Genomic DNA, 21,653 nt, shown 5'->3' with positions numbered 1-21,653 from the left:
AGGGAACGATATGGACGCTCTCATAAATATCAAAAATTTAAACTTGTATTATGGCACTTTCCAGGCTTTGAAGGACGTTTCACTGACTATTCCTGAAAAGGCGATAACTGCGTTTATTGGACCTTCCGGCTGCGGCAAGTCCACATTGCTTCGCACGCTTAACCGCATGAATGATATGATTCCCGGCACGAGAATTGAAGGTCAGCTTAAAATAGGCGGGACTGAGATTTATTCCAATGAAGTGGATGTAGAGACGCTTCGTAAAAAAGTCGGTATGGTGTTCCAGCAGCCAAACCCTTTTCCTAAATCCGTATATGACAATATCGCTTACGGTCCAAGGCTTCATGGCATCCATAACAAAGCTAAGCTCGATGAAATTGTAGAAACAAGCTTGCGTTCTGCAGCGCTTTGGAATGAAGTGAAGGATTATTTGAAACGGTCCGCTTTTGGTCTCTCTGGCGGTCAGCAGCAGCGTTTGTGTATAGCGAGAGCACTCGCGGTCAATCCGGATATTTTGCTTATGGATGAGGCGACATCAGCGCTTGACCCGATTTCCACCTTGAAAATTGAAGAGCTTGTACAGGAGCTGAAAAATAATTATACGATTGTAATGGTCACACACAATATGCACCAGGCTGCCCGTGTTTCGAATCAGACTGTGTTCTTCTTAAATGGCGAGGTTGTTGAGTATTCGGAAACGGAGAAGCTGTTCTCTAATCCGGTTGACCAGCGTACAGAAGATTATATAAGCGGACGTTTTGGCTAAGAGGTCTCTAGTATTTTAAAAGCGGATTAAAGAGTGCTTAAATCTATTGTTTGGGGAGTGTTCATAATGATGACAGTGCGCAAGGAATTTGATTCTGGTCTTGAGCAGCTTCATAATTTGATTGTACAGATGGGGAAATTTGTAGAAAATTCACTTGTAGAAGCGATGGATTCATTGCTTAAGCAAAATGTGCGGATAGCAGAAAATGTTATAGCAAAGGATTCGGAGCTTAATCAGATGGAAGAGCAGATTATGGATTTGGGCTCGCGCTTGATCGTTACTCAACAGCCTGTTGCGAAAGATTTGAGACGTATTTTATCTGCCTTCAAAATTGCCAGCGACTTGGAGCGTATGGGGGATTTATCGGTTAATATTGCCAAGGTTGTTATACGGCTTGAAGGACAGCCGATTATTAAACCATTGATTGATTTGCCGCGCATGGCGGAAATAGTAGGCAGCATGACGAATGAGTCGATTCAAGCGTTTGTGCAGGAGAATGTAGATCTGGCTTATAAAATGGCAAAGGATGACGATACCGTTGATGCGCTTTTCGGGCAAATTATGCGTGAGCTGAACATGCTGATGATGGAAAATCCGCGCAATATTGCCCAGGCCTCGCTGCTTAATGTAGTTGGCCGCCATATCGAACGCTTTGGTGATCATGCTACCAATATTGGCGAGAGCGTCGTTTATTTGATAACCGGAAAGAGACCGGATTTGAACACATAACTATGTATCATCCTTAACTAAGGACGTTCAGCGTTTCTTCTTGACTAGAAAAAATTAGAATTTGTTAAAGATGGGTTTTCAACAGGCGAAGATGCTTGGGGATAGCCCATTTTGTGTTATGATAGTAAAGTAGGCATTAATTAGGCGAGGTGTTGATCGAATATGAGTAAATGGATGTTAATAGATGGTAACAGCATTGCCTATCGGGCATTTTTTGCAATGCCTCCGCTAACCAATTCAGCCGGACAGCATACAAATGCTGTTTATGGCTTTACAACGATGCTGCTTAAGCTGATTGAAGAGCATAAGCCGACACATATGCTGGTTGCATTCGATGCTGGCAAAGTAACGTTCCGTCATGAAGGCTACAGCGAATATAAGGGCGGCCGCCAAAAAACACCGCCGGAGCTATCCGAACAATTCCCGATGCTTAAGCAGCTGATTGATGCATTTGGCATTGCGCAATATGAAATTTCAGGCTATGAAGCAGATGATATTATTGGAACTTTAACGAAACAAGCGGATGAAAAGGCTATTCAGGCGATCGTCGTGACGGGAGATAAGGACATGCTCCAGCTTGCCTCCGACCAAGTCACTATTGCGGTAACCCGCAAAGGGGTGAGCGAGGTTGATCTGTACACACCTGCAGGCATCGATGAAAAGTACGGGCTTACACCGCTGCAGATCATCGATTTAAAGGGGCTTATGGGAGATGCATCAGACAATATTCCAGGTGTTCCCGGTGTCGGCGAGAAGACCGCGCTTAAGCTGCTTCATGAGCATGGATCGGTAGAAAATGTGCTTGGCAGTCTTGACCAGCTTAAAGGCAAGCTCAAGGAAAACCTGACGAATCATAGCGACGATGCAATTATGAGCAAGAAGCTTGCTACGATTTATCGCGAGGTGCCGATTGAAAAAGGCGAGGCTGATATTCAATATGGCGGATATGAGCAGGAGAAGCTGGCCGAGGTTCTTCGCAAGCTTGAATTCAAATCGCTGCTTGAACGGCTTGAGCTTAGCAGCAGTGCAGGAGCATCGGCAATCGAAGCAGAGGCTGCAGCGGATGAGCTTGCAATTACAGTAGTGGACGAGCAGCAAGCTGATGAGCAAGTTGCTCAACTGGTTAAACTGCTAGATGAATCGGAGCAGCATGGCTTATATATTGAGGCGATTGGTGAAAATCCGCATCATGCTGGGCTGGCCGGAGTTTCTGTCGCATTTGAAAAGCAAGTATTTGTTGTTCCAAATGAACTGCTTGCACATGATGCATTAGCCGGGCTGCTTGCTTGGCTCGCTGATGAATCCAAGCCTAAATACGGCTATGATTTGCATAAGGTCGAGCTGGCCTTGCAATGGCATAATATGAAGCTGGGCGGAATGGCGTTTGATGTTCAGCTTGCCGCTTATTTGCTTGATCCGACGGATGGCAACCAGGTGCTTAGCGGCATTTGCGATAAGATGGGAATTGCAGGCATTCCGTCCGACGATGCTGTATACGGCAAAGGAGCCAAATTCAAGCTGCCTGAAGGCGAGACGCTGTATCGTCATTTGGCGATAAAGGCTGAAGCTGTCCGAAAGCTGACACCGATCCTTACTGCCGAGCTGGAGCGCACTCATATGAGCAAGCTTTATTTTGAGCTCGAGCAGCCGCTTTCTCGCGTGCTGGCAGCGATGGAATATCAGGGCATAGCGGTTCAAGCTGATGAGCTGTCCACACTGGGGGAGCAGCTGGATAAACAAATTTCGATTATGGTAGAAGAAATTTACAAGCATGCAGGCGAGGAATTCAAGATCAATTCGCCTAAGCAGCTTGGTGAGATATTGTTTGAAAAGCTCGGTTTGCCTGCCAAAAAGAAAACAAAAACGGGCTATTCCACAGATGCCGAAGTACTAGAGGATCTTGCGCCTTATCATGAGATTATTCCGCTGATTTTGAATTACCGCCAGCTTACCAAGCTGCAATCTACTTATGTAGAAGGCCTGCTGAAGGAGGTACGCAGCGAGACTGGCAAAATTCATACGTATTATCGACAAACGATTGCTGCAACCGGACGTCTCAGCAGTCAATTTCCTAACCTGCAAAACATTCCAATCCGCTTGGAGGAAGGACGCAAAATAAGAAAAGCTTTTGTGCCGTCCGAGCCGGGCTGGTTTATATTAGCAGCAGACTATTCGCAAATCGAGCTGCGAGTGCTGGCGCATATTTCAGGCGATAATAATTTGAAGGAAGCTTTTATTCATGACATGGATATCCACACAAAAACCGCAATGGACGTGTTTGGCGTAACTGCCGAGCAGGTGGATGCCAATATGAGACGGTCAGCGAAAGCAGTTAATTTTGGCATTGTATACGGCATAAGCGATTTTGGCCTGTCACAAAATCTTGGTATTACAAGAAAAGAAGCGGCTTCCTTTATCGAGCAGTATTTCAACGTGTTCAAGGGTGTAAGAAATTACATGGACAATATAGTTGCACAAGCCAAACAGGACGGTTTTGTAACGACATTGCTGGAGCGCAGAAGATATTTGCCGGAAATCAAGTCCTCGAACTTTAATCTCCGTTCTTTTGCTGAGCGTACAGCGATGAATACGCCGATTCAAGGTACCGCAGCGGATATAATCAAGCTGGCAATGGTGCAAATGGATGAAATGATTAAAGAACGCAAGCTGAAAAGCCGCATGCTGCTGCAGGTGCACGATGAGCTTGTATTCGAAGTGCCGGCCGATGAGCTGGAACTGATGAAGGACTTAGTGCCTGAAGTTATGTCAAGGGCAATCGAGCTGGATGTGCCGCTGCGCGCTGATGTGAGCTATGGAGAAAGCTGGTATGAAGCCAAGTAATATTAGCGTTAGTTAAAATGAAAAGAACTGCCTGCCGAAGGCAGCATGCATGGGGAGAGTAGCTATGCCAGAATTACCAGAGGTTGAAACCGTCAGAAGAACATTGGTGGAGCTGGTTGCAGGCAAAACAATCAGGTCTGTCACTGTAAGCCTGCCCCGCATCATACAGCGGCCGATTGAGCCGGAGCAATTTGCCGACGCTTTGGCTGGTCATACGATACAAACGGTTGAGCGCAGAGGCAAATTTTTACGGTTTGTGCTCGACGGAATTATACTTGTTTCTCATTTGCGAATGGAAGGCAGATATGGCGTATATAAGCAGGCAGAGCCTGTAGAGGCGCATACTCATGTTATTTTTCATTTTGCAGATGGAACTGAGCTGCGTTACAAGGATGTAAGGCAGTTTGGTACGATGCATCTGTTTTTGCCGGGAGAGGAATTTGAGCTCCCTCCTTTGAATAAGCTTGGTATAGAGCCGCTTGATGAGCAGTTTACGCTGAAGGCGCTCAAGGAAACGATGCAGCATCGTTCATCTAAGATTAAAGCTTTACTGCTCAATCAAGAGCATGTAGTGGGACTTGGCAATATTTATGTTGACGAAGCATTATTTCAAGCTCGCATTCACCCCGAACGGGAGCCGGGCTCTTTGTCTGCAGCGGAATGGAAGCGTCTGTATGAGTCGATTAAGCATACATTGACCAGTGCAGTGAACGCAGGTGGTTCTTCTATCAAATCCTATGTGAACGGACAAGGGGAGATGGGAATGTTCCAGCAGCAGCTGCTTGTATACGGCAAAAAAAATGAACCTTGCCCTCATTGCTCAAGTAAAATAGAAAAGCTGAAAGTAGCTGGAAGAGGCACTCATATTTGCCCAAAATGCCAGAAGCTTCCCAAAGCTGCAGCTGCCGAATTACACACGCGCCTGTCCTGAAGACCTAGATGCCGTGTCGTGTAGCCTTGCGCGCAACCTGGCAGCAAGTTGTACTTTTGTATCGGTTATGCACAGAGATAAACTCCTCGCATATGATGGTTGTGTCACATCGGTTAGGCCTTAGCCCTTTTTAGTTCAATTTTTAAATTGACAGGTTAAGGCTCGACAGGCGGGGAGGTAATCAGAGTTGGAAATCATCGTCTCTATGCTCGTACTTGCAATAGCTGTCAGTCTGGACGGATTTGGAGTTGGAATCGCTTATGGCTTGCGGCGCATTCGCATTCCTTTGTTATCAGTTGTAATTATTGCTTGCTGCTCGGGCTTTATTATATGGCTTTCGATGCTGGCCGGACGCTGGCTAAGCCTGTACCTGTCAGATTTTATTGCAAATCTTATTGGAGCAGTCATATTGATGCTGATTGGCAGCTGGTCGATCGTACAATTTATCCGTTCACGGCATCATAAGCCGGATACGGATGCAAGTACCGGAGACAGCAGTCCTTCAGAGCAGCTTGTTTCGCAAGATAATGAAAATAGTGCTGATGAGGCCACGTCCGATAAGGACGCGCCTAAGCAGGTCATATTGCTGGAGCTGAAAAGACTCGGTCTTGTTATTCAAATTTTGCGTACACCACAAGCAGCGGATGTCGATAAGTCAGGCAACATTTCAGCCATGGAGGCGTTTATGCTTGGCACTGCGCTTTCGCTGGACGCGTTCGGGGCAGGCTTGGGCGCAGCTTTGCTCGGTCTGCCTGCTTTGGCAACCGCAATCGTTATCGCTTTTTCCAGTGCACTTTTATTAGTGTTTGGACTGCAGACAGGTTTTCGTTTTTCTGCAATGAGAAATGTTCGTTTGCTGGCATTGCTGCCAGGTGTGCTTTTAGTTGTAATAGGTGTATTAAGAATGATGTAATTGGAGGTGATGGGATTGATTATCGGATTAACTGGCGGCATTGCAAGCGGTAAAAGCACAGTCGCAAGTCTATTGGCTAAGCATGGTGTGCATGTAGTTGATGCCGATCAAGTAGCGAGAGAGATCGTCGAGCCCGGTAAACCTGCATTGGAGGCAATTGCCTCCGCTTTCGGACAAGCTATCCTTCAAAAGGATGGATCACTCAATCGCGGCGCTTTAGGCCAAATCGTATTTCAAGACCAATCACAGCTCAAAAAGCTTGAAGCTATTACCCATCCAGCTATTCGCGAACAAATGCAAAGCAGCTTACATAGATTGGTTCAGCAATATCCGCAGTCATTGATTGCAGCAGATATCCCTTTACTTTATGAAACGAAGCAGGAGCAGCTTTACGAAGGGATAATGGTTGTGTATGTTCCAGAAGATTTGCAAATCCAACGATTGATGGAGCGCAATGCAATGGAGAAGGAAGAAGCAGAACGCAGAGTAGCGCTGCAGATGGATATAGAACAGAAGCGTCAAAGAGCGGATTGGGTTATTGACAACAGCGGCTCAATAGAGCAGACGGAGCAGCAAGTAGTACAATTTTTAAAAGCAAAAGGTTTCCTATGAAGCTTAAAGTGCGCAAAAGATTTTATTTGATCGTGCTGCTGATTATATGTGCTGTTCTATTTGTAAAATCAGATTTACTCGCGCCGATTATTTATCCTGTTCATTTCAAGGACGATATACGGATAAGTGCTAGCAATTATAATGTCGAGCCCCAGCTTGTAGCTGCGATTATCCGCTCGGAATCCAATTTCAAAACAGGACGTGAATCCAGAAAAGGCGCGCTGGGGCTAATGCAAATTATGCCGAGTACAGCGGAATGGGTTGTTAAAAAAGCGGGCTTCGACAATGTTAGTGTAGATATGCTGCGAGATCGCGCAGATATTAGTATTGAGGTAGGCACCTGGTATTTGAGCTCGCTGGTGGAGCAATTTGATAACAATAAAATTGCTGCTGTCGCTGCTTACAATGCTGGACCCGGGAACGTGCGCAAATGGCTTAATTCCGGCGTTTGGGACGGCAATCTGGAGACGGTAAAGCAAATACCTTTTGGCGAAACACGCCACTATGTACAAAGAGTTCATTATTATTATAATAAGTACAAGGAGCTTTACCCTAATATGTAGCATGCATTTTTAACGTTGAAAATAAGCAGAAGCCCTGAAGAACTGTCACTTCAGGACAAGCTCTTCAAGGCTTCTATTCATAGAGCATAATATTCAAAAATTATTGACGGCTTGATAGGGATTGTTGTGCCATCTGTACTAGACGACGAGTAATATTACCTCCGATATGACCAGCATCTTTAGTAGTCATATTACCCATGTAGCCATCTTGAGGAATAGCGATTCCAAGCTCTTGCGCTACTTCGAACTTCATTTGATCCAAAGCGGCAGTTGCTTGAGGTACAACCAATTGATTGCTGCTACGATTGCTCATTTTTGTTCACCTCCTTGCGGTTGGTAAATGTATTATGTGCGGATTTTCGAACTTCATTCAGGTAATCGTTGGAAATCGTAGTTTTTTATTTTTTTATCGATGGAATTGCTGATAAGAGTAGTATGTATACGTATAGTTTGATATGATTTATACAGCAGTATTCATTTTAGATAATGGATAACATTAGGCTGTCGATTAAATTGTGGGCAATTATTGATAAGCATGAACTTTAATTAAGCAATTCAGATTATAGATTGGAGGCGGCAAATTCGAATGAAATGTCCCTATTGCGACTATTCAGGAACAAAGGTATTGGATTCTAGACCAGCTAACGAGAACAAATCAATTCGCCGTCGCCGCGAATGCGAGCAGTGCAGCAGAAGATTCACAACCTTTGAAATGATTGAAGAAACACCACTTATTGTTATTAAAAAGGATGGCAGCCGAGAGGAGTTCAGCCGGGATAAAATTTTAAGAGGGCTTATTCGCGCATGCGAGAAGCGTCCGGTTCCCGTTGAACAGCTTGAGGTTATCGTATCTGAGGTAGAAAAGGAGCTTCGCACGACGGCCCATGCCGAGGTTGAAAGCAGCGAGATCGGCGCTATCGTAATGAGCCAGCTCTATCCGCTGGATGAGGTCGCTTATGTGCGCTTTGCGTCTGTATACCGCCAGTTCAAAGATATCGATATGTTTATGAAAGAACTGAACAGCCTGCTGTCAGGCACACCAGAGAAAAAAGAATAGCGAAGGCGTCGAGCTAATTACAGTCTTGCCTCATGCTTTACAGCGATGCGCATTGCAGTTGCGGTGCAGCATCAGCTGTTTAAAGCATGAGGCAGATTTAGTAACTACAGCAGGTGTGAGCAATCGCTGATTAGTCTGGGCTGGGAGAGGCTCCAAAACTCTCTTATCGTCCAAACTGAACTTTGATTTGTTTTTCTTGTTTTCTAAACAGGGTCATTTTGTCGTTGACACCATCAATTGCCATGTGATACGATATTACTTGGTCATACGGGGCCATAGCTCAGCTGGGAGAGCGCTACACTGGCAGTGTAGAGGTCAGGGGTTCGATCCCCCTTGGCTCCACCAAACATAATATTCAACACGCCAAGTAACGGCGTGTTTTTTTGTGTTTGGTGGAGCCCTTAAAGGGGGCGAACCCAGGGTTCAGTCCGCGTGCAAAAACCTCCACGATAACGGAACAGCACGACCTTATTTCTATAAACAAGAGCCAAAATAAAATGTAACGGAACTCAGCGTCGCTATATGAGCAAATTGTGGTGAGAAACAAGAAGTTTGCATCAATAACGCATTTGAGTTCCGTTAGAATTTAATCTCGTCCATTTTGGTCCATATAACGCCTCTTGGTTCCGTTAGCCCCATCCAAGTTTCGCAAACTCTCCCCAACATTCAACTGATAAGTCCGGTATCTTACATTTCCTCCTGCAACTACTAAATGATTGGTATCTACCAGACTACGCAATATACTTCGAGCATATCGTTCTGTAACGCGAAGATGTACAGCGAGTTCATTTGGCATAAAAGGCTTGAGCACTCTGCGTGCATATCGAACCGTTTCTGCTTCCACACAATTCAACCGGGCATCCACCTCGAAAGACAGAAATTTTCCAATGAACGATAAGATCAGTTGCTTGCAAAATTCCGGTTCATCACGAATAGACAAGTACGCAATCGGAAAGAAGACCCAATCATCGAGAGACAATAAACTTTGTCTGCGGCACAGATCCTTAAACCTTCGTGTGTCCAAATCACGGGCATGTGACCGATAATCGTGAATTTCAATATCTCCTTTCATATTTCCCGGTAAAAAAGCCAAATCGAGATACCTGTATTCATTATTGAAATCACGGACCTCCCATTCGGGATATAAATAATCGAAGTTACTGACGGTTGGATACCAAATAGAACGCAACATTTCCACCGTCCCGTGGCTTAATCCTTTTTGCAACAACTCGCGTCTTCTGTGATTCTTTTCCTGCTCAATCTGCTTCTGCATCCACGACTCATACTTTTGATTAAATATGTGCTGCCCCTCCTTATCACCTGAAAAATAGAAAAGCCGCTTCGATACATTCAAGTATCAAAGCGGCATGTGCTTCATGTCTGATGGTTCAAGTATAGCATTGAAGTCTGTTCTGTTCAATAGGCTTCGAAAGCAGCTTGGATCAGGAATTCAATAATGGTGTCGTGAACAGTTAAATCGATGCGCTTTTTCAAAGCACGACTGGAGAGCATAGTGATGGTGAGCAATAGGAGAAGGAGTCTTTGACTGTTCAAAACTTGACTACGGATCTTCATTTCGTAAAGAGAGGTTATAAACACTCAAACCGCTTCATTCGAAGTGGCTTTTCTTTTATGTGGATTGCCCCGGGGCAATCCCCGGAATTCAATAGGTGCAGGCACAAACCTGTTATATTTGCATACCTTTCCTATAAGCTGCTGGTGACTGACCGATGACGGCTTTGAAGTCTTTAATGAAATGGGCCTGATCGAAATAACCGAGTTCTACTGCCAAGTCCGGCCATATTCTTTCATCCTCTCGCTCAAGGCGTTCCGCAGCTTCTTGCAGACGAAAGCGTTTGATTACCCATTTTGGAGTGACACCGACATATTTGCGGAAAAGTCGCTGTAATTGCCTGATCGATAACCCGCTATGCATACTTAATTCCTCTACCTTTATGATGCTGCTATTATTCTTTATTTCCTCTACTATGTGTGCAGCTAGCTCGGCCTGGGCATCACGATCGGGCAGCCGATTTTCTAAAAGAATATCAGCCTGACGTGCCATTGCAGCATCATCGTCTGCATCGAGAATGTCATCTAGCCAGCTTTGAGCACTCGGTCCAAATATTTCAGACGCTGAGATCGTCACTCCATAAAGTAACGATATGTCCTGTCCCCAAAACGGGTAAAAGCCGCCTGCACGAAACTTGATACCAAGCACTCTGCCGGATCCGCGAAGCTCACGCACAAACGGAGTTTTTGGAACTCCATACAGCAATGCACGGCGACCTTCGGTGTCTTGTTCAAAAGCAAGGTGGATATTCGGATAGGATAGAACCGTTTGCTTGTATGATGTTTCTTTGTCCAAATCGTAGCGAATGCTCCAGTAATGCTCGATGAACGGTTTGAGCTCTACTCCGGATTCATAACGGGATAACGTATACATGCTTTTTCCAGCATCAGCTTTCAATATACCGCGCGAGGATGAATTCTCTGCTTTTTTCATACTCGTACTCCTTCTCTTTGTTTAATGTCGCTTTTTTACAATACTTCCGAAAATGAAAATTCTATAATAGAGACTAGCAGAAACGAGCTCATTTCGCAAAATAAATTGCAAGAAAAGACTGTTTGAAATGAAATATTTGAATTGGAGGAAAGGCAATGTCAAACGACAAAAAACATAGTGAGGGTGTAACTGGGGAATATACTAAAAACGGGATACCGATAGGGTACAGTGCCATTACGCCGTTTATTGTTGTGAAGGATCCCGCTAGAGCGATAGCTTTCTATGAAACCGTTTTTGGGGCAAAAGTAAAAAGTGTGACGGATGTAGGTATAGACGGAAACTCAATGATTATCCACGCGGATATTGATTTTGGTAATGGATATTTACAATTAGGGGCCGCTAATTCTACTTACCGATTAGTTTTACCTCCAGGAGATGGGAATGCATGCTATTCATTAGGAATATATGTTCAAGACGTTGACCAGATCTTTTCTTTGGCGGTAGCCAACGGCGCTACTGTGAGAGAAAAGCCTGCGGATTTTGTTTCAGGAGACCGATATTGCAGTATTTTAGATCCATTTGGCATCAGATGGTCGATTATGACTCGCATTGTGGATATATCGGAAGAAGAGAGCCAACGCAGGGTGGCCGAATGGAGTAAGAGTTTATAACCGATTTGACCCATCGAACCGGCATCAAGAGCGGAAGCAACTGTGCTGCTATTGCGTCTGTGGTATGCCCTAAATTCGGCTTCGAGATCTGGATAGAGAGCTTTACCGTACAACAAAGTGCGCGTAAGGCTCTTTTTTTATGACTTTAAGCACCTAATGACAACATGATGAAACAATTGGATTTTAAGTTCATTATTGTAATCTCTCAAAACTTACATTGTAAAAATAGTGCACGAAACAATCAAAATAGCACACGATATTTAAAGTGCTTTGAGACTATGATTGAACTAATATAGTGCCGGAAAGATGATATGAATATGGAGGTTCTTCCGTAAGATACCAGATTTATTCGCTGGAAAGGAGCTTTACTCGTGGGGAAACGATGGTTAGAACGAAATATGCGAAATCGCATTATTATTATACTGTTAGTTGTGATCATTGGAATCGGCTTGTATTATACGATGAACAAACTGACTGGCCGAGATAATATAGATCGAGAATTCGACTTGCTAAAGATTGACGATGTTTCTATTCCAGAAGAAGAGTTTCAGTGGTTTTTACAAGATGAAAAAGCTGGAACGGCGAGCTACTTTTATCAAAAGTATGGTGTGGAATATACGGATCAGTTTTGGGAGGCAGCATACGGAGACGAAGTGCCAATCGAGGTTGCAAAGCTCAGAGCGCTTGAGCGGCTGTTAAAGGTAAAGATTGAGCAAGCGCTAGCTGTCGACTACCGATTGCTTAAAGGCTCAAGTACAGCAGATGTTGCAGCGGCAATGGAAGCTGCGGAAAAAAGTAGTTATGGCGCTGCGAATTTAGAGCCATTTCAGGAATATATGTTGTTCCATCAACGGCTTGTGCTTGATGTTAAGCAGCAATATAAGATGAAGGCTAAAGCCATTTCAGAGCAAGAGCTTATGGAATTTTATACGGAAAATAAGGAGCAGCTATTTACTTTGCCCGATGATCTGCTTGTCAAGCAAATCAGCTGGATTAGTAATGAGCCGGATGAGGAGCGGCCCATTGTTCAGCAACTGGTTGAAGAGCTTCAGAATGGCATCACTGTGGAACAAGTATTGCCTAAGTACCAACAATTGAATGCGCTTCAAATTCAGGAGAAGCAATTTGGTGCAAACGAAAGTAAGGATGAAAACTCGTCATCGATGGAAGTGATGTTAAAGGACGAAGCTTATCGGCTGGGACTGAACGAGATCAGCGATTGGATTCCAGTGGGGAATCGGAATTATGTACTTATATGTATGAAGCGGAATGAAGGCCATGTGATCGATTTTTCCGAAGTTAGTTTACTTATAGAGGACGTTCTGTTAGAGGAGCAATATGAGCAATTTATTAAGGAGGGGACGAAACGCGCTAACGTATCAATTAAAGAAACAGGTTGGAACAGTCTCGAAATGCATTAAATTATGTGAAGGGGTGGGGGAAGTTTGAACAAATTACGTAAATCATTATTGATCACGTTAATGCTTGCAATGGTTTTGCAAGGTTTTGCAGGGATTGTTGCTCCGCAGGCGTTTGCAGCTGAACCAGAAACGGCTGCTGCAGATACAGTTCGCCTGAATGCAACGTACAGTGGAACTGTTCGCGCCGGGAGTCATGCGGACAAAACTCAAGCATCTAGTAATGGAGCAATTAGTAGAGAGAATATAGAGGCTAAATGGGCTGGCGATATGAGCTATTCACGCAGAAGCCATTTGGAATTCGGTATTAATGAGTCAGTAAACTGGGAGGATGTAAAAAGTATTAAACTTGTACTATATCTTGCCCAGCATACAGGCAATGGGAAAAAAGATACCATTCAAGTATTTAAGACCGATAAGCCTGCAGTGAGTGAAGAAAACTGGACATGGAATAATACGAACAGCTTGATGAATAGTGCACAATTAATTGGCAGTGGAACGTTCAAGGAGGTTCATACGGGCTCTTGGGTTGAAATTGATGTGACTGACCTGAAGAATTCGCTAACGAATGATGCGAAAGAGCTTGCAATTGCTTTATATCCTGAACAAAAAGATGACCAAGGCGGTATCATATTTTACTCTCAGCATGCACTTGGAGGCAATAATACTCCTTACCTTATGATTTACACTGACGATTACGTGGATACAATTGCGCCGTCGATTATGGTTACAGGACTGACTGATGGCATGAAGGTATTAAATCGAGAGCTAACGTTTAACATCGAAGCTGTTGACAATGCCGATGAGCAACCAACAATCCACCTGCTAGTCAATGGTGTAACTCAACTTGCAACAGCTGGCAGCAACACGGTTGCATTGCAAGCGGGCAACAACGTTATAGAAATTAGTGCAGCAGACAAGGATGGAAATCTATCTAGGACAATATTGTATAACGTGGAATATGAGCAATCGGCAGTTTATCCGGTTACTGCGGATACGTTTACAGATATTAGATCTCCTAATAACAACTACAATAACCTAAGCACTCAAGGCGGACTGCAATTAAAAACTCCTGCTACAGGATCATCTACACGTAAAGTTTATTTGTCATTTGATCTATCGAACAATACAGAAAACTATGTAAAAGACGCTAAAATTCAAATGTTTGCTCATGAAATGATGGGCTCAGACCGTACTTCAGAAATTGTTAATATTTACGAGATACCTGACTTTAACGAGACTACATTAACATGGAACAATGCCCCTGCCAACGGCAATAAGGTGGCCGATGCAAGCTATGATCGAAGTGTAGGGCATCTAAACTATATTAACCTGGATATTACTTCATACATCAATCAAAGGCTTACTTCGGGCGAACCGGTAAGTAAACTTAACTTTGTGCTTCAAATTGAAAACGGTCATGACCAGAAGGGCGCTTTCCTGGCAAGTAAAGAAAACTTTCCGGATCGAGCTGCAAGATTGATTTTGACTAAAGGATTGCCTGCGCCGATATTGACGGTAGAGGGGATCGAAGACCAAGGACTATATTTTGATGAGTTTATTCAAGCTGCTATTCATGCTTCTTCAGTCAGCAGCAGCATCGCCATCGACTTAACGGTAGAAGTGAATGGTCACACTGTTACCTCTAATGGTAACGACTTGTACGATATTCCATTACAAATTGGCGCAAACCAAATTACGATTACTGCAAAAGATTCTGAGGGTAACGTAACTAAACTAGATTATACGGTGAAAAGGTTGAATCCGGCAGCGGCAGGCACATATTATGTTGACAGTGTTGCAGGCGACGACTCCAACGACGGTCTCAGCGAACATACACCATGGAAAACACTTGATAAAGTAAATGCTGTACAATTCCAACCGGGCAGCATGATTTTGTTCAAGCGCGGTTCCGTATGGAATGGTCAATTCAGACCTCATGGATCTGGTGAAGCGGGTCGGCCTATCGTTGTTGATGCATACGGCTCAGGCATGCAAAAGCCGATCATTAACGGTAATGGTATTTCTCATCTGGATACAGGCAACAACGTTGCTGAAGGCGCAGTACATCTTTATAACGTTTCCTATTGGGAAATCAACAACCTGGAAGTAACGAACGAAGGTCCAACCGACCGTTACGCTCTTCGCGCAGGAATTATGGTCGTGGCTGGAGGAGCAGGTTTTGTTGAAGACGTTCACATTAGAAATGTTTACGTCCATAATGTTAATTCTGGTGCAGATGCAGCAAAATTCTCAGGCGGTATTTTATTTAAAGGGGATACTGTCGATGAGAAAGGGAACGTAACCGATATTCCTTCCGGCTTTAACAATATTTCTGTTGAAGACTCGCATGTTAAGAACGTAGCCATTGAAGGCATTCGTACAAAGGTTCATCGCAACGGCGGAGACACTGGAAATATTAAAGGCGTTAACAACATCATCCGTAACAATCTGATTGAAGATATTTACGGTGACGGAGTTGTATTGTCCGAGGTGTCGGCAGGAAGTGTTATCGAAAATAATATTGTAAGAAGACACAGCAATAACACAACTAGCCGTAACTATGCGGGTCTTTGGCTGTATCAAACAAACGGAGTCATTATTCAATACAACGAAGTGTCTGACGGTGTTAACGGGTACAACGACGGGGAAGCGTTCGACTTTGATATCGGCGCAACGAACAATATTTATCAATACAACTACAGTAATCACAATCGCGGCGGGTTTTTGCTAACGATGACTAGCGCCGGCGCCGGCAATATTTTTAGATACAACGTTAGTAAAAATGATGGACAAGGTACAGAAATTTTCTTCTGTATGAATGACCGTACATCGATTTACAACAACACGATTTATGTTGGTAAAGGAGTAACAACCAATTATTTAATTAATGAAAATGGCGAAAACAATGTCAAAAATATGATTTTTAAAAACAATCTCATCCTGGTTGACGGTGAGATCAAAAACTACTCAAGGATCACGACTGGTCACACAGCGCCAAACGTTTCACACAATCTGTTCTACCCTGCCAGCGTGGCCAGTCTGCCAGGCAGCCCGGCTTCGTATCCAAGCCTAATGACGGCGGATCCCAAACTGACAAATCCGAGCGGGGCAGATGTCCGCATGACGACTTGGGACAAAGAAATTTGGGACCAAAACTTAGCGAAATTTAAATTACAGCCGGGTTCTCCGGCGATTGATGCCGGAACAGTTATTAATAATCCGGGCAATACAGATTTGTTTGGAACACCGTTATATCAAAATCAGCCTGATATCGGCGCACATGAATATGTTGGAACCGAAGTTGAACAATCAGAATTTGATAAGGTTCGCATCGGCTGGTATGAACGGTTAACGGGCAAAGGTGCGATGGATTCGCAAGATCCATATTTTGCGAATGCGATTGAAGGATTGACGCAAGAAGTTTCCAATGCAGATCATACCGGGATTTGGGACGTGATGAACAAGGCGGCCAATCGCACGCATCTATGGAGCGATCTAGCGAGCACATCTAGCTCTGCGCATATTAGCGCATCGTATGTCAATCTAAAGAAAATGGCAGTCGTTTATTCTACAGAAGGCTCAACTCTGTTTCGAAACGCACAACTGCGCGATGATATTATCGGTGGTCTGGAGTGGATGTATACAAATCGCTATAACGAAAATAAATCTCATTATGGCAACTGGTGGGATTGGGAAATCGGTACACCACGTAACCTGAATGACGTTGTCGTATTAATGTATAGTGATTTAACTGAAGCGCAAATCGCGAAATATATGAAGACAATTGACAAATTTAACTCTCGCCCCGATTTCTCCACGCTGCTGAATCGTGCAGAAACGGGCGCGAATATGATGGACAAAGCGTTTATTATTATTTTGCGCGGTGTGATTGAGAAGCGTGCCGACAAAATTACGCTGGGTACTGGTCCGATTCCGGCCGATTTCGAATACGTTACGAAGGGCAATGGTTTCTACGAGGACGGCTCTATGGTGTATCACTCCGATCTGGCTTACACAGCAGGGTATGGTGCGGAGACACTGACCAGAACGGCTGACTTTATCCAATTGCTGAATGGCTCGGAATGGGAGATTAAGGACCCTCGCATTAACAATGTGTACGATTGGATTCTCAATGCCTTCCAGCCGATTATTTATAAAGGCAATGTTATGGATATGGTAAAGGGTAGAGGGGTTTCCAGAAAATCTGCAGAAGATTCGCTGACGCATATTCTATTCCCGACTTTGAGACTGGCTGAAATGGCTAATGACGAGATGGCGGATAAAGCGGAATATATTAAGGGTATGGTGAAGGAATGGATTCTATCTGACACAACACTGGATCATGAGACAGGTACACTTCTATATGAGCTGGCCTTGTATAAAAAATTGCTTGAAGAGGATTCCATCGAGCGTCGCGGCGACCTTGAGCGTAACTACGTCTTCGGCGGCATGGATCGCGTTGTACAATTCAGACAGGACTATGCGTTTGGAATCAGCATGTTTTCTAACCGTATTTCCTCTTTTTCTAAAGGCAACAATGAAAATCTGAGAGGCTGGTGGACAGGTACAGGTATGACTTACCTGTATAACGACGATATTTTGCAGTATCGTAACGATTACTGGCCAACAGTAGACAGCTTCCGCTTGGCTGGAACAACAACAGATGGTTCAGGCAAAGATAAGACTCCAGGGGAATGGACAGCATACCCGAATTCATATTCCTGGGTTGGCGGCTCCTCCATGGACGATCTCTACAGTTCCATCGGAATGCAGTTCTCTATGTCCAAAGTAACCGGAAGTGATTTGAACGGCAAGAAGTCCTGGTTCTTGTTCGATGATGAGATTGTTGCACTTGGTGCGGGAATTAACAAATCGATTGCTCAAGGGCAAGTAGAAACGATTGTCGAAAACCGCATGGTCAATGAAGCCGGCAACAATGCTTTAACGATCAACGGAGAACAGCAGTCTGCTAACCTGAATTGGGATTCTCGCCTTCAAAATGTCACTTGGGCACATTTGAAGGGCAACACGGAAGGCTCGGACATTGGATATTATTTTATTGAACCAGCGAGCATTTATGCAAAGCGCGAAGCAAGAACAGGCTCATGGAGAGATATTAATAGCGGACATCTTGTTGCCGAGTATCCTCCAGTAACTAGGAACTACGTCAGTATGGCGTTCGAGCATGGTCAAACTCCGACCGATGCCGAATATCAATATGTATTGCTGCCAGGTAAGAATGTTGCGCAAACAGAAGCATACAACTTGAATCCTGATATTGAGGTATTGAGCAATACACCGACTATACAAGCGGTTCATGAGAACAAGCTGGGGATGACAGGCATTAACTTCTGGTCGGCTGGAACTCTTCATATGGTGCGGGCGCATAACCCTGCTTCTGTCATGGTGAAGGAGCAAAACAATCAGTTGACGGTATCTGTTGCCGATCCTTCGCATAATCAGAGAACCATTCGTCTTGATATTGCTCGTACTGCGCTGGAGATCGTTGAGAAAGATCCGGCGATTGAAGTATTAAGCCTTGATCCATACGTTGAGCTCCGTGTGAATACACAAGGAGCGCTAGGCGGAAGCTTCAAGGTTGTGCTAAAAGTTGATCCAAATGCAGAATTGCCGGAATTACCGGAAGGGCCGGAGTTAACCTCCTACTTGACAGATGATGCTTACGTGACTAACGGATCAAGCGCCAATAGTAATTTCGGTTCAGATCCGTCTCTGCATATTAAAAGCGATACACCGGGTTATACACGCAAAGCGTATGTTAAGTTTGATTACACTGGTACAAAGGGCAAGAATGTGAAATCGGCAATCCTCAGACTGAATGTCAAAGCCGTAAATACAGATCCGGCTCGTACAATTTCCGTATATGGAACTAACACAGACTGGTCTGAAAATATGATTACATGGAATAATGCTCCAGCAGGTCAAACCTCTATTGGCAGTTTTACTGTAACTAATGGTAGTAAAGGGGCATGGTATGAAATTGATGTAACAGATTATGTCCGCAATCTTGGGATTAACCGGGTCGCTTCTTTCCTTCTCATTAATGAGGGAGCGGCGGCAAGTAAAGGTGATATGTCATTCTCTTCCAAAGAGGATCTTGTCAATCATCCTCAGCTAGTCATTGAACTGGAGGAGCCTGCAGCAGACTTCACCGAATTAAATCGTATGATTTATCAGCTTGGCAAGACTTTGGAAGAAGCAGATTCTGGCGATCTGCCTGGGCAATATCCGGCTGAAGCGATCGAAGCATTCAGCGAAGCAATTACAGCGGCACAAGAAGTAGCCCATAATCCGGCAGCAACTCAGCAGGATGTTGATGATGCGGTCAACAGCTTGCAGGAGGCGCTGGATGCATTCCTTGCAGCTGCGATTCCTGATCCGTCTCCAGACAATACTGAACCAAGCTGGCCGGAAGATAGTCTGATGGCATTTACAAATGTTACACAAACAAGCTTAACCCTGACCTGGACACTTGCCGAAGATAACATTGGCGTTACGAAATATAAAGTAACTTGGAAAGGCGGCAGCAAGGAAGTTGCAGGTCACGTAAACCAGGTGAATATTAATGGCCTAAAGGCAGGCACAGCGTATACGTTTACCGTCGAAGCGGCAGACGAAGCGGGGAACTGGAGCACTGGAGGTCCTAGTATTACAGTTACGACAACACCTTCAAGCGGTACGGGTGGCGGTATCATCTACCCGCCGACCGAGCAGCCGGGTTCTGGCGGCAAGGATGATGGAAAAGAAGATGGAGAAGAAGGCAATGAAGATGGATCGGAAGGCAATCAGGAAGAAAACGGTGAGCCGAACGGGCAGCCTAAATCATTTATTGATGTCGAGAAACATTGGGCTGAAGAAGCAATTAACCTTGTAGCGTCCCTGAATATTGTTAACGGGTACCCGAATAACACGTTCAGGCCAGACGCAGCAATTACCCGTGCAGAATTTATGGTGATGCTGGCTAAGGCGTTCAAGTGGAATCAAGAGGTTGCCGGAGTCTCCTTCACTGACACGGATGTAATCGGTGATTGGGCGATGCAAGCGGTCGCTCAAGGATTTGAGCGTGGAATTATTACAGGTTATACGGATGGCAGCTTCCGGCCAAACCAACAAATTAGCAGGGCTGAAATGGCCGTAATGCTTGCTAGAGCGTTGGGTGCAAGTGCAACATCCATGGACCATACGGAATTTGCAGATGATGCTGCCATTCCTGCATGGGCTAGAGGAGAAATTGAAGCACTTCGCAAACAAGATATCATCCAAGGTAAGAGTCAAAACAAATTTGCTCCGGCAAGCATTGCAACTCGTGCTGAAGTTGCCGTAATTATCGTACGAGCGCTTGGGCTATAGGCGAGTAGTAATCGTATATAAGTGAAAAAAGGCAAGCACAACGCAGATGCAGCAGCATAGCATCCGTTGTGCTTGCCTTTATTTCTGAGGTCAAAAACCTACACGATAAGGTCAAAAACCTGCACCGTATTCCCTTTTTGAAACTTTAAAATATAAGAAGAACTCAAAATAACAAAATTAGGCAAGTTCATAGAGGAGGGGAAAAATTAATGTGAAGAAAAACAAAAAGATTTTATTGACGGGCGCGGCATTCCTTTTTACTGCAATTGTCGTTCTGGTTGGTTTTCTGCTGCGGAATAGCACGGACCAAAATATCATTCTTACGATTAATCATCACAAGGTGACGATAGATGAATTTAATGTGTTTTTACAGGATAGTAAGGCATTAACGATTTCGCATTTCCAGAACAAATACAATGCTGAGTATAACAAGGATTTTTGGCAAACGTCATTTCAAGGAGAAACTCCGATAGAGCATCTTAAAAATAAGGCTCTAAACAAGCTAAAGGAATACAAGGTTGAGCAGATCATGATGCTGGAGGAGGGGGTTGTAGAGGATATAAGCCATCAGCACTTTTTGAAAGCATTAGAAGAAGAAAATCTGCTGCGCCAGCAAAAGTTGAATAGCAATGAACCAATTTATGGGCCCAGGCAATACCAGACTGTTGAATATTTTCAATATTCTCATACGTTAAATCGCCAAAAGCTGATTGATAAGTTGGTTCTGGCGGCGCGTGACGAGCATACAGAAGAGTTTTTTGAGTCCTACTATGAAAAAATTAAGGCGAGGTATTTTAAAAAGCGCAAACGCTTTGACTATGAACAAATTGTTGTTCACAAAACCGAAGACTCCGAACAGCAATTTGATAAGCTGCTATACCTGACATCGAAAGAACCTTTATCAACCGAAGAAGCGATAAAACGGGTTGATTTAGAAGCAACCATTGAGCAGAAACATTTGGATATGGCATTGATTTCAAGAGATGACGTATGGAACAGCTTTTTGTTCGAAAGCTTTCTTGAGCTGAAAGCAGGCGAGTTTATGGAACTATTGCCTGAATATGAACAGCATGATCTTACGTACCGTTTAACGCATATTTACGATGACGGATATGAAAAGTATGAAGATGTGAAAAATGGAATTCCACAGTATTACATTCAAGAGCTGCTGGAGCAAAGACTGCGGGAAAGCATCAATCAAGCTGAGGTTGTAATTCATGAAAGGGCTTTCAACAATATTCGAATGAATTGAATGAGCAGCTTTGATCACAT

The 21,653-nt window shown here is 44.2% G+C and carries 16 protein-coding genes and 1 tRNA gene; 13 read left to right on the top strand and 4 right to left on the bottom strand.

What is annotated here, in order from left to right; genetic code table 11:
- Positions 1 to 10: 10 nt before the first annotated feature.
- The 7 genes from pstB (at position 11) to V1L65_RS07710 (ending at position 7,355) form a co-directional block, all read left to right on the top strand.
- Positions 11 to 766, top strand: a complete 756-nt coding sequence (gene pstB / locus V1L65_RS07740) for a phosphate ABC transporter ATP-binding protein PstB (protein WP_331698532.1) — start codon at positions 11 to 13, stop codon at positions 764 to 766.
- 69 nt (positions 767 to 835) lie between these two features.
- The gene (gene phoU, locus V1L65_RS07735) at positions 836 to 1,495 is read left to right on the top strand and encodes a phosphate signaling complex protein PhoU (RefSeq protein WP_331698548.1); all 660 of its coding nucleotides are present in this window, start codon (positions 836 to 838) and stop codon (positions 1,493 to 1,495) included.
- Between the two features lie 162 nt (positions 1,496 to 1,657).
- Entirely contained in the window at positions 1,658 to 4,336 is a 2,679-nt protein-coding gene (gene polA / locus V1L65_RS07730) for a DNA polymerase I (RefSeq protein ID WP_331698531.1), read from the top strand.
- Between the two features lie 64 nt (positions 4,337 to 4,400).
- Positions 4,401 to 5,267 carry a DNA-formamidopyrimidine glycosylase gene (gene mutM / locus V1L65_RS07725; RefSeq protein ID WP_331698530.1) on the top strand — a complete coding sequence of 289 codons (867 nt, stop codon included), beginning with the start codon at positions 4,401 to 4,403 and terminating at the stop codon, positions 5,265 to 5,267.
- Positions 5,268 to 5,454: 187 nt separating this feature from the next.
- A complete protein-coding gene (locus tag V1L65_RS07720; RefSeq protein ID WP_331698529.1) occupies positions 5,455 to 6,180 on the top strand; it encodes a manganese efflux pump in 726 nt (241 codons plus the stop codon).
- A gap of 15 nt (positions 6,181 to 6,195) precedes the next feature.
- A complete protein-coding gene (gene coaE, locus V1L65_RS07715; RefSeq protein WP_331698528.1) occupies positions 6,196 to 6,792 on the top strand; it encodes a dephospho-CoA kinase in 597 nt (198 codons plus the stop codon).
- Positions 6,789 to 7,355, top strand: coding sequence for a lytic transglycosylase domain-containing protein (locus tag V1L65_RS07710; RefSeq protein WP_331698527.1), 567 nt, complete (start codon positions 6,789 to 6,791; stop codon positions 7,353 to 7,355). The genes coaE and V1L65_RS07710 overlap by 4 nt, the downstream gene beginning before the upstream one ends.
- A 100-nt stretch (positions 7,356 to 7,455) precedes the next feature.
- Here the strand turns inward: V1L65_RS07710 and V1L65_RS07705 are convergent, their stop codons facing one another.
- Complete coding sequence (locus tag V1L65_RS07705; RefSeq protein ID WP_331698526.1) at positions 7,456 to 7,668, bottom strand: alpha/beta-type small acid-soluble spore protein; 213 nt, start codon at positions 7,666 to 7,668, stop codon at positions 7,456 to 7,458.
- Between the two features lie 273 nt (positions 7,669 to 7,941).
- On the opposite strand from V1L65_RS07705, the gene nrdR reads away from it, so the two are divergent.
- Positions 7,942 to 8,412, top strand: a complete 471-nt coding sequence (nrdR, locus tag V1L65_RS07700; RefSeq protein ID WP_331698525.1) for a transcriptional regulator NrdR — start codon at positions 7,942 to 7,944, stop codon at positions 8,410 to 8,412.
- A gap of 269 nt (positions 8,413 to 8,681) precedes the next feature.
- Positions 8,682 to 8,757: transfer RNA gene (locus V1L65_RS07695), tRNA-Ala, on the top strand.
- A gap of 241 nt (positions 8,758 to 8,998) precedes the next feature.
- Here V1L65_RS07695 and V1L65_RS07690 read toward each other — a convergent pair.
- The 3 genes from V1L65_RS07690 to V1L65_RS07680 all read right to left on the bottom strand — a co-directional run bounded on the left by V1L65_RS07690 (position 8,999) and on the right by V1L65_RS07680 (position 10,918).
- Positions 8,999 to 9,685: a transcriptional regulator gene (locus V1L65_RS07690; protein ID WP_331698524.1), complete on the bottom strand. Its 687-nt coding sequence runs from the start codon at positions 9,683 to 9,685 to the stop codon at positions 8,999 to 9,001.
- Between the two features lie 143 nt (positions 9,686 to 9,828).
- Positions 9,829 to 9,987 carry a hypothetical protein gene (locus V1L65_RS07685; RefSeq protein WP_331698523.1) on the bottom strand — a complete coding sequence of 53 codons (159 nt, stop codon included), beginning with the start codon at positions 9,985 to 9,987 and terminating at the stop codon, positions 9,829 to 9,831.
- A 112-nt stretch (positions 9,988 to 10,099) separates the two neighbouring features.
- Positions 10,100 to 10,918, bottom strand: coding sequence for a helix-turn-helix domain-containing protein (locus V1L65_RS07680; protein ID WP_331698522.1), 819 nt, complete (start codon positions 10,916 to 10,918; stop codon positions 10,100 to 10,102).
- Positions 10,919 to 11,073: 155 nt separating this feature from the next.
- Between V1L65_RS07680 and V1L65_RS07675 the strand changes: the two genes are divergently transcribed.
- The 4 genes from V1L65_RS07675 to V1L65_RS07660 all read left to right on the top strand — a co-directional run bounded on the left by V1L65_RS07675 (position 11,074) and on the right by V1L65_RS07660 (position 21,633).
- On the top strand, positions 11,074 to 11,589 hold the full coding sequence (locus tag V1L65_RS07675; protein ID WP_331698521.1) for a VOC family protein: 516 nt from the start codon (positions 11,074 to 11,076) through the stop codon (positions 11,587 to 11,589).
- 371 nt (positions 11,590 to 11,960) lie between these two features.
- Positions 11,961 to 13,010 (top strand): hypothetical protein, encoded by a 1,050-nt coding sequence (locus V1L65_RS07670; protein ID WP_331698520.1) that lies wholly within the window; start codon positions 11,961 to 11,963, stop codon positions 13,008 to 13,010.
- Positions 13,011 to 13,034: 24 nt separating this feature from the next.
- Complete coding sequence (locus tag V1L65_RS07665) at positions 13,035 to 20,381, top strand: CBM96 family carbohydrate-binding protein (protein WP_331698519.1); 7,347 nt, start codon at positions 13,035 to 13,037, stop codon at positions 20,379 to 20,381.
- 211 nt (positions 20,382 to 20,592) lie between these two features.
- Positions 20,593 to 21,633: a hypothetical protein gene (locus V1L65_RS07660; protein WP_331698518.1), complete on the top strand. Its 1,041-nt coding sequence runs from the start codon at positions 20,593 to 20,595 to the stop codon at positions 21,631 to 21,633.
- The last annotated feature ends 20 nt before the right edge of the window (positions 21,634 to 21,653 follow it).

This window comes from Paenibacillus sp. IITD108 (genome assembly GCF_036541265.1).
Classification (GTDB): Bacteria; Bacillota; Bacilli; order Paenibacillales; family Paenibacillaceae; genus Pristimantibacillus.
The sequence above is the reverse complement of the archived record's forward strand: the minus strand, read 5'-3'. Positions and strand labels throughout refer to the sequence as shown.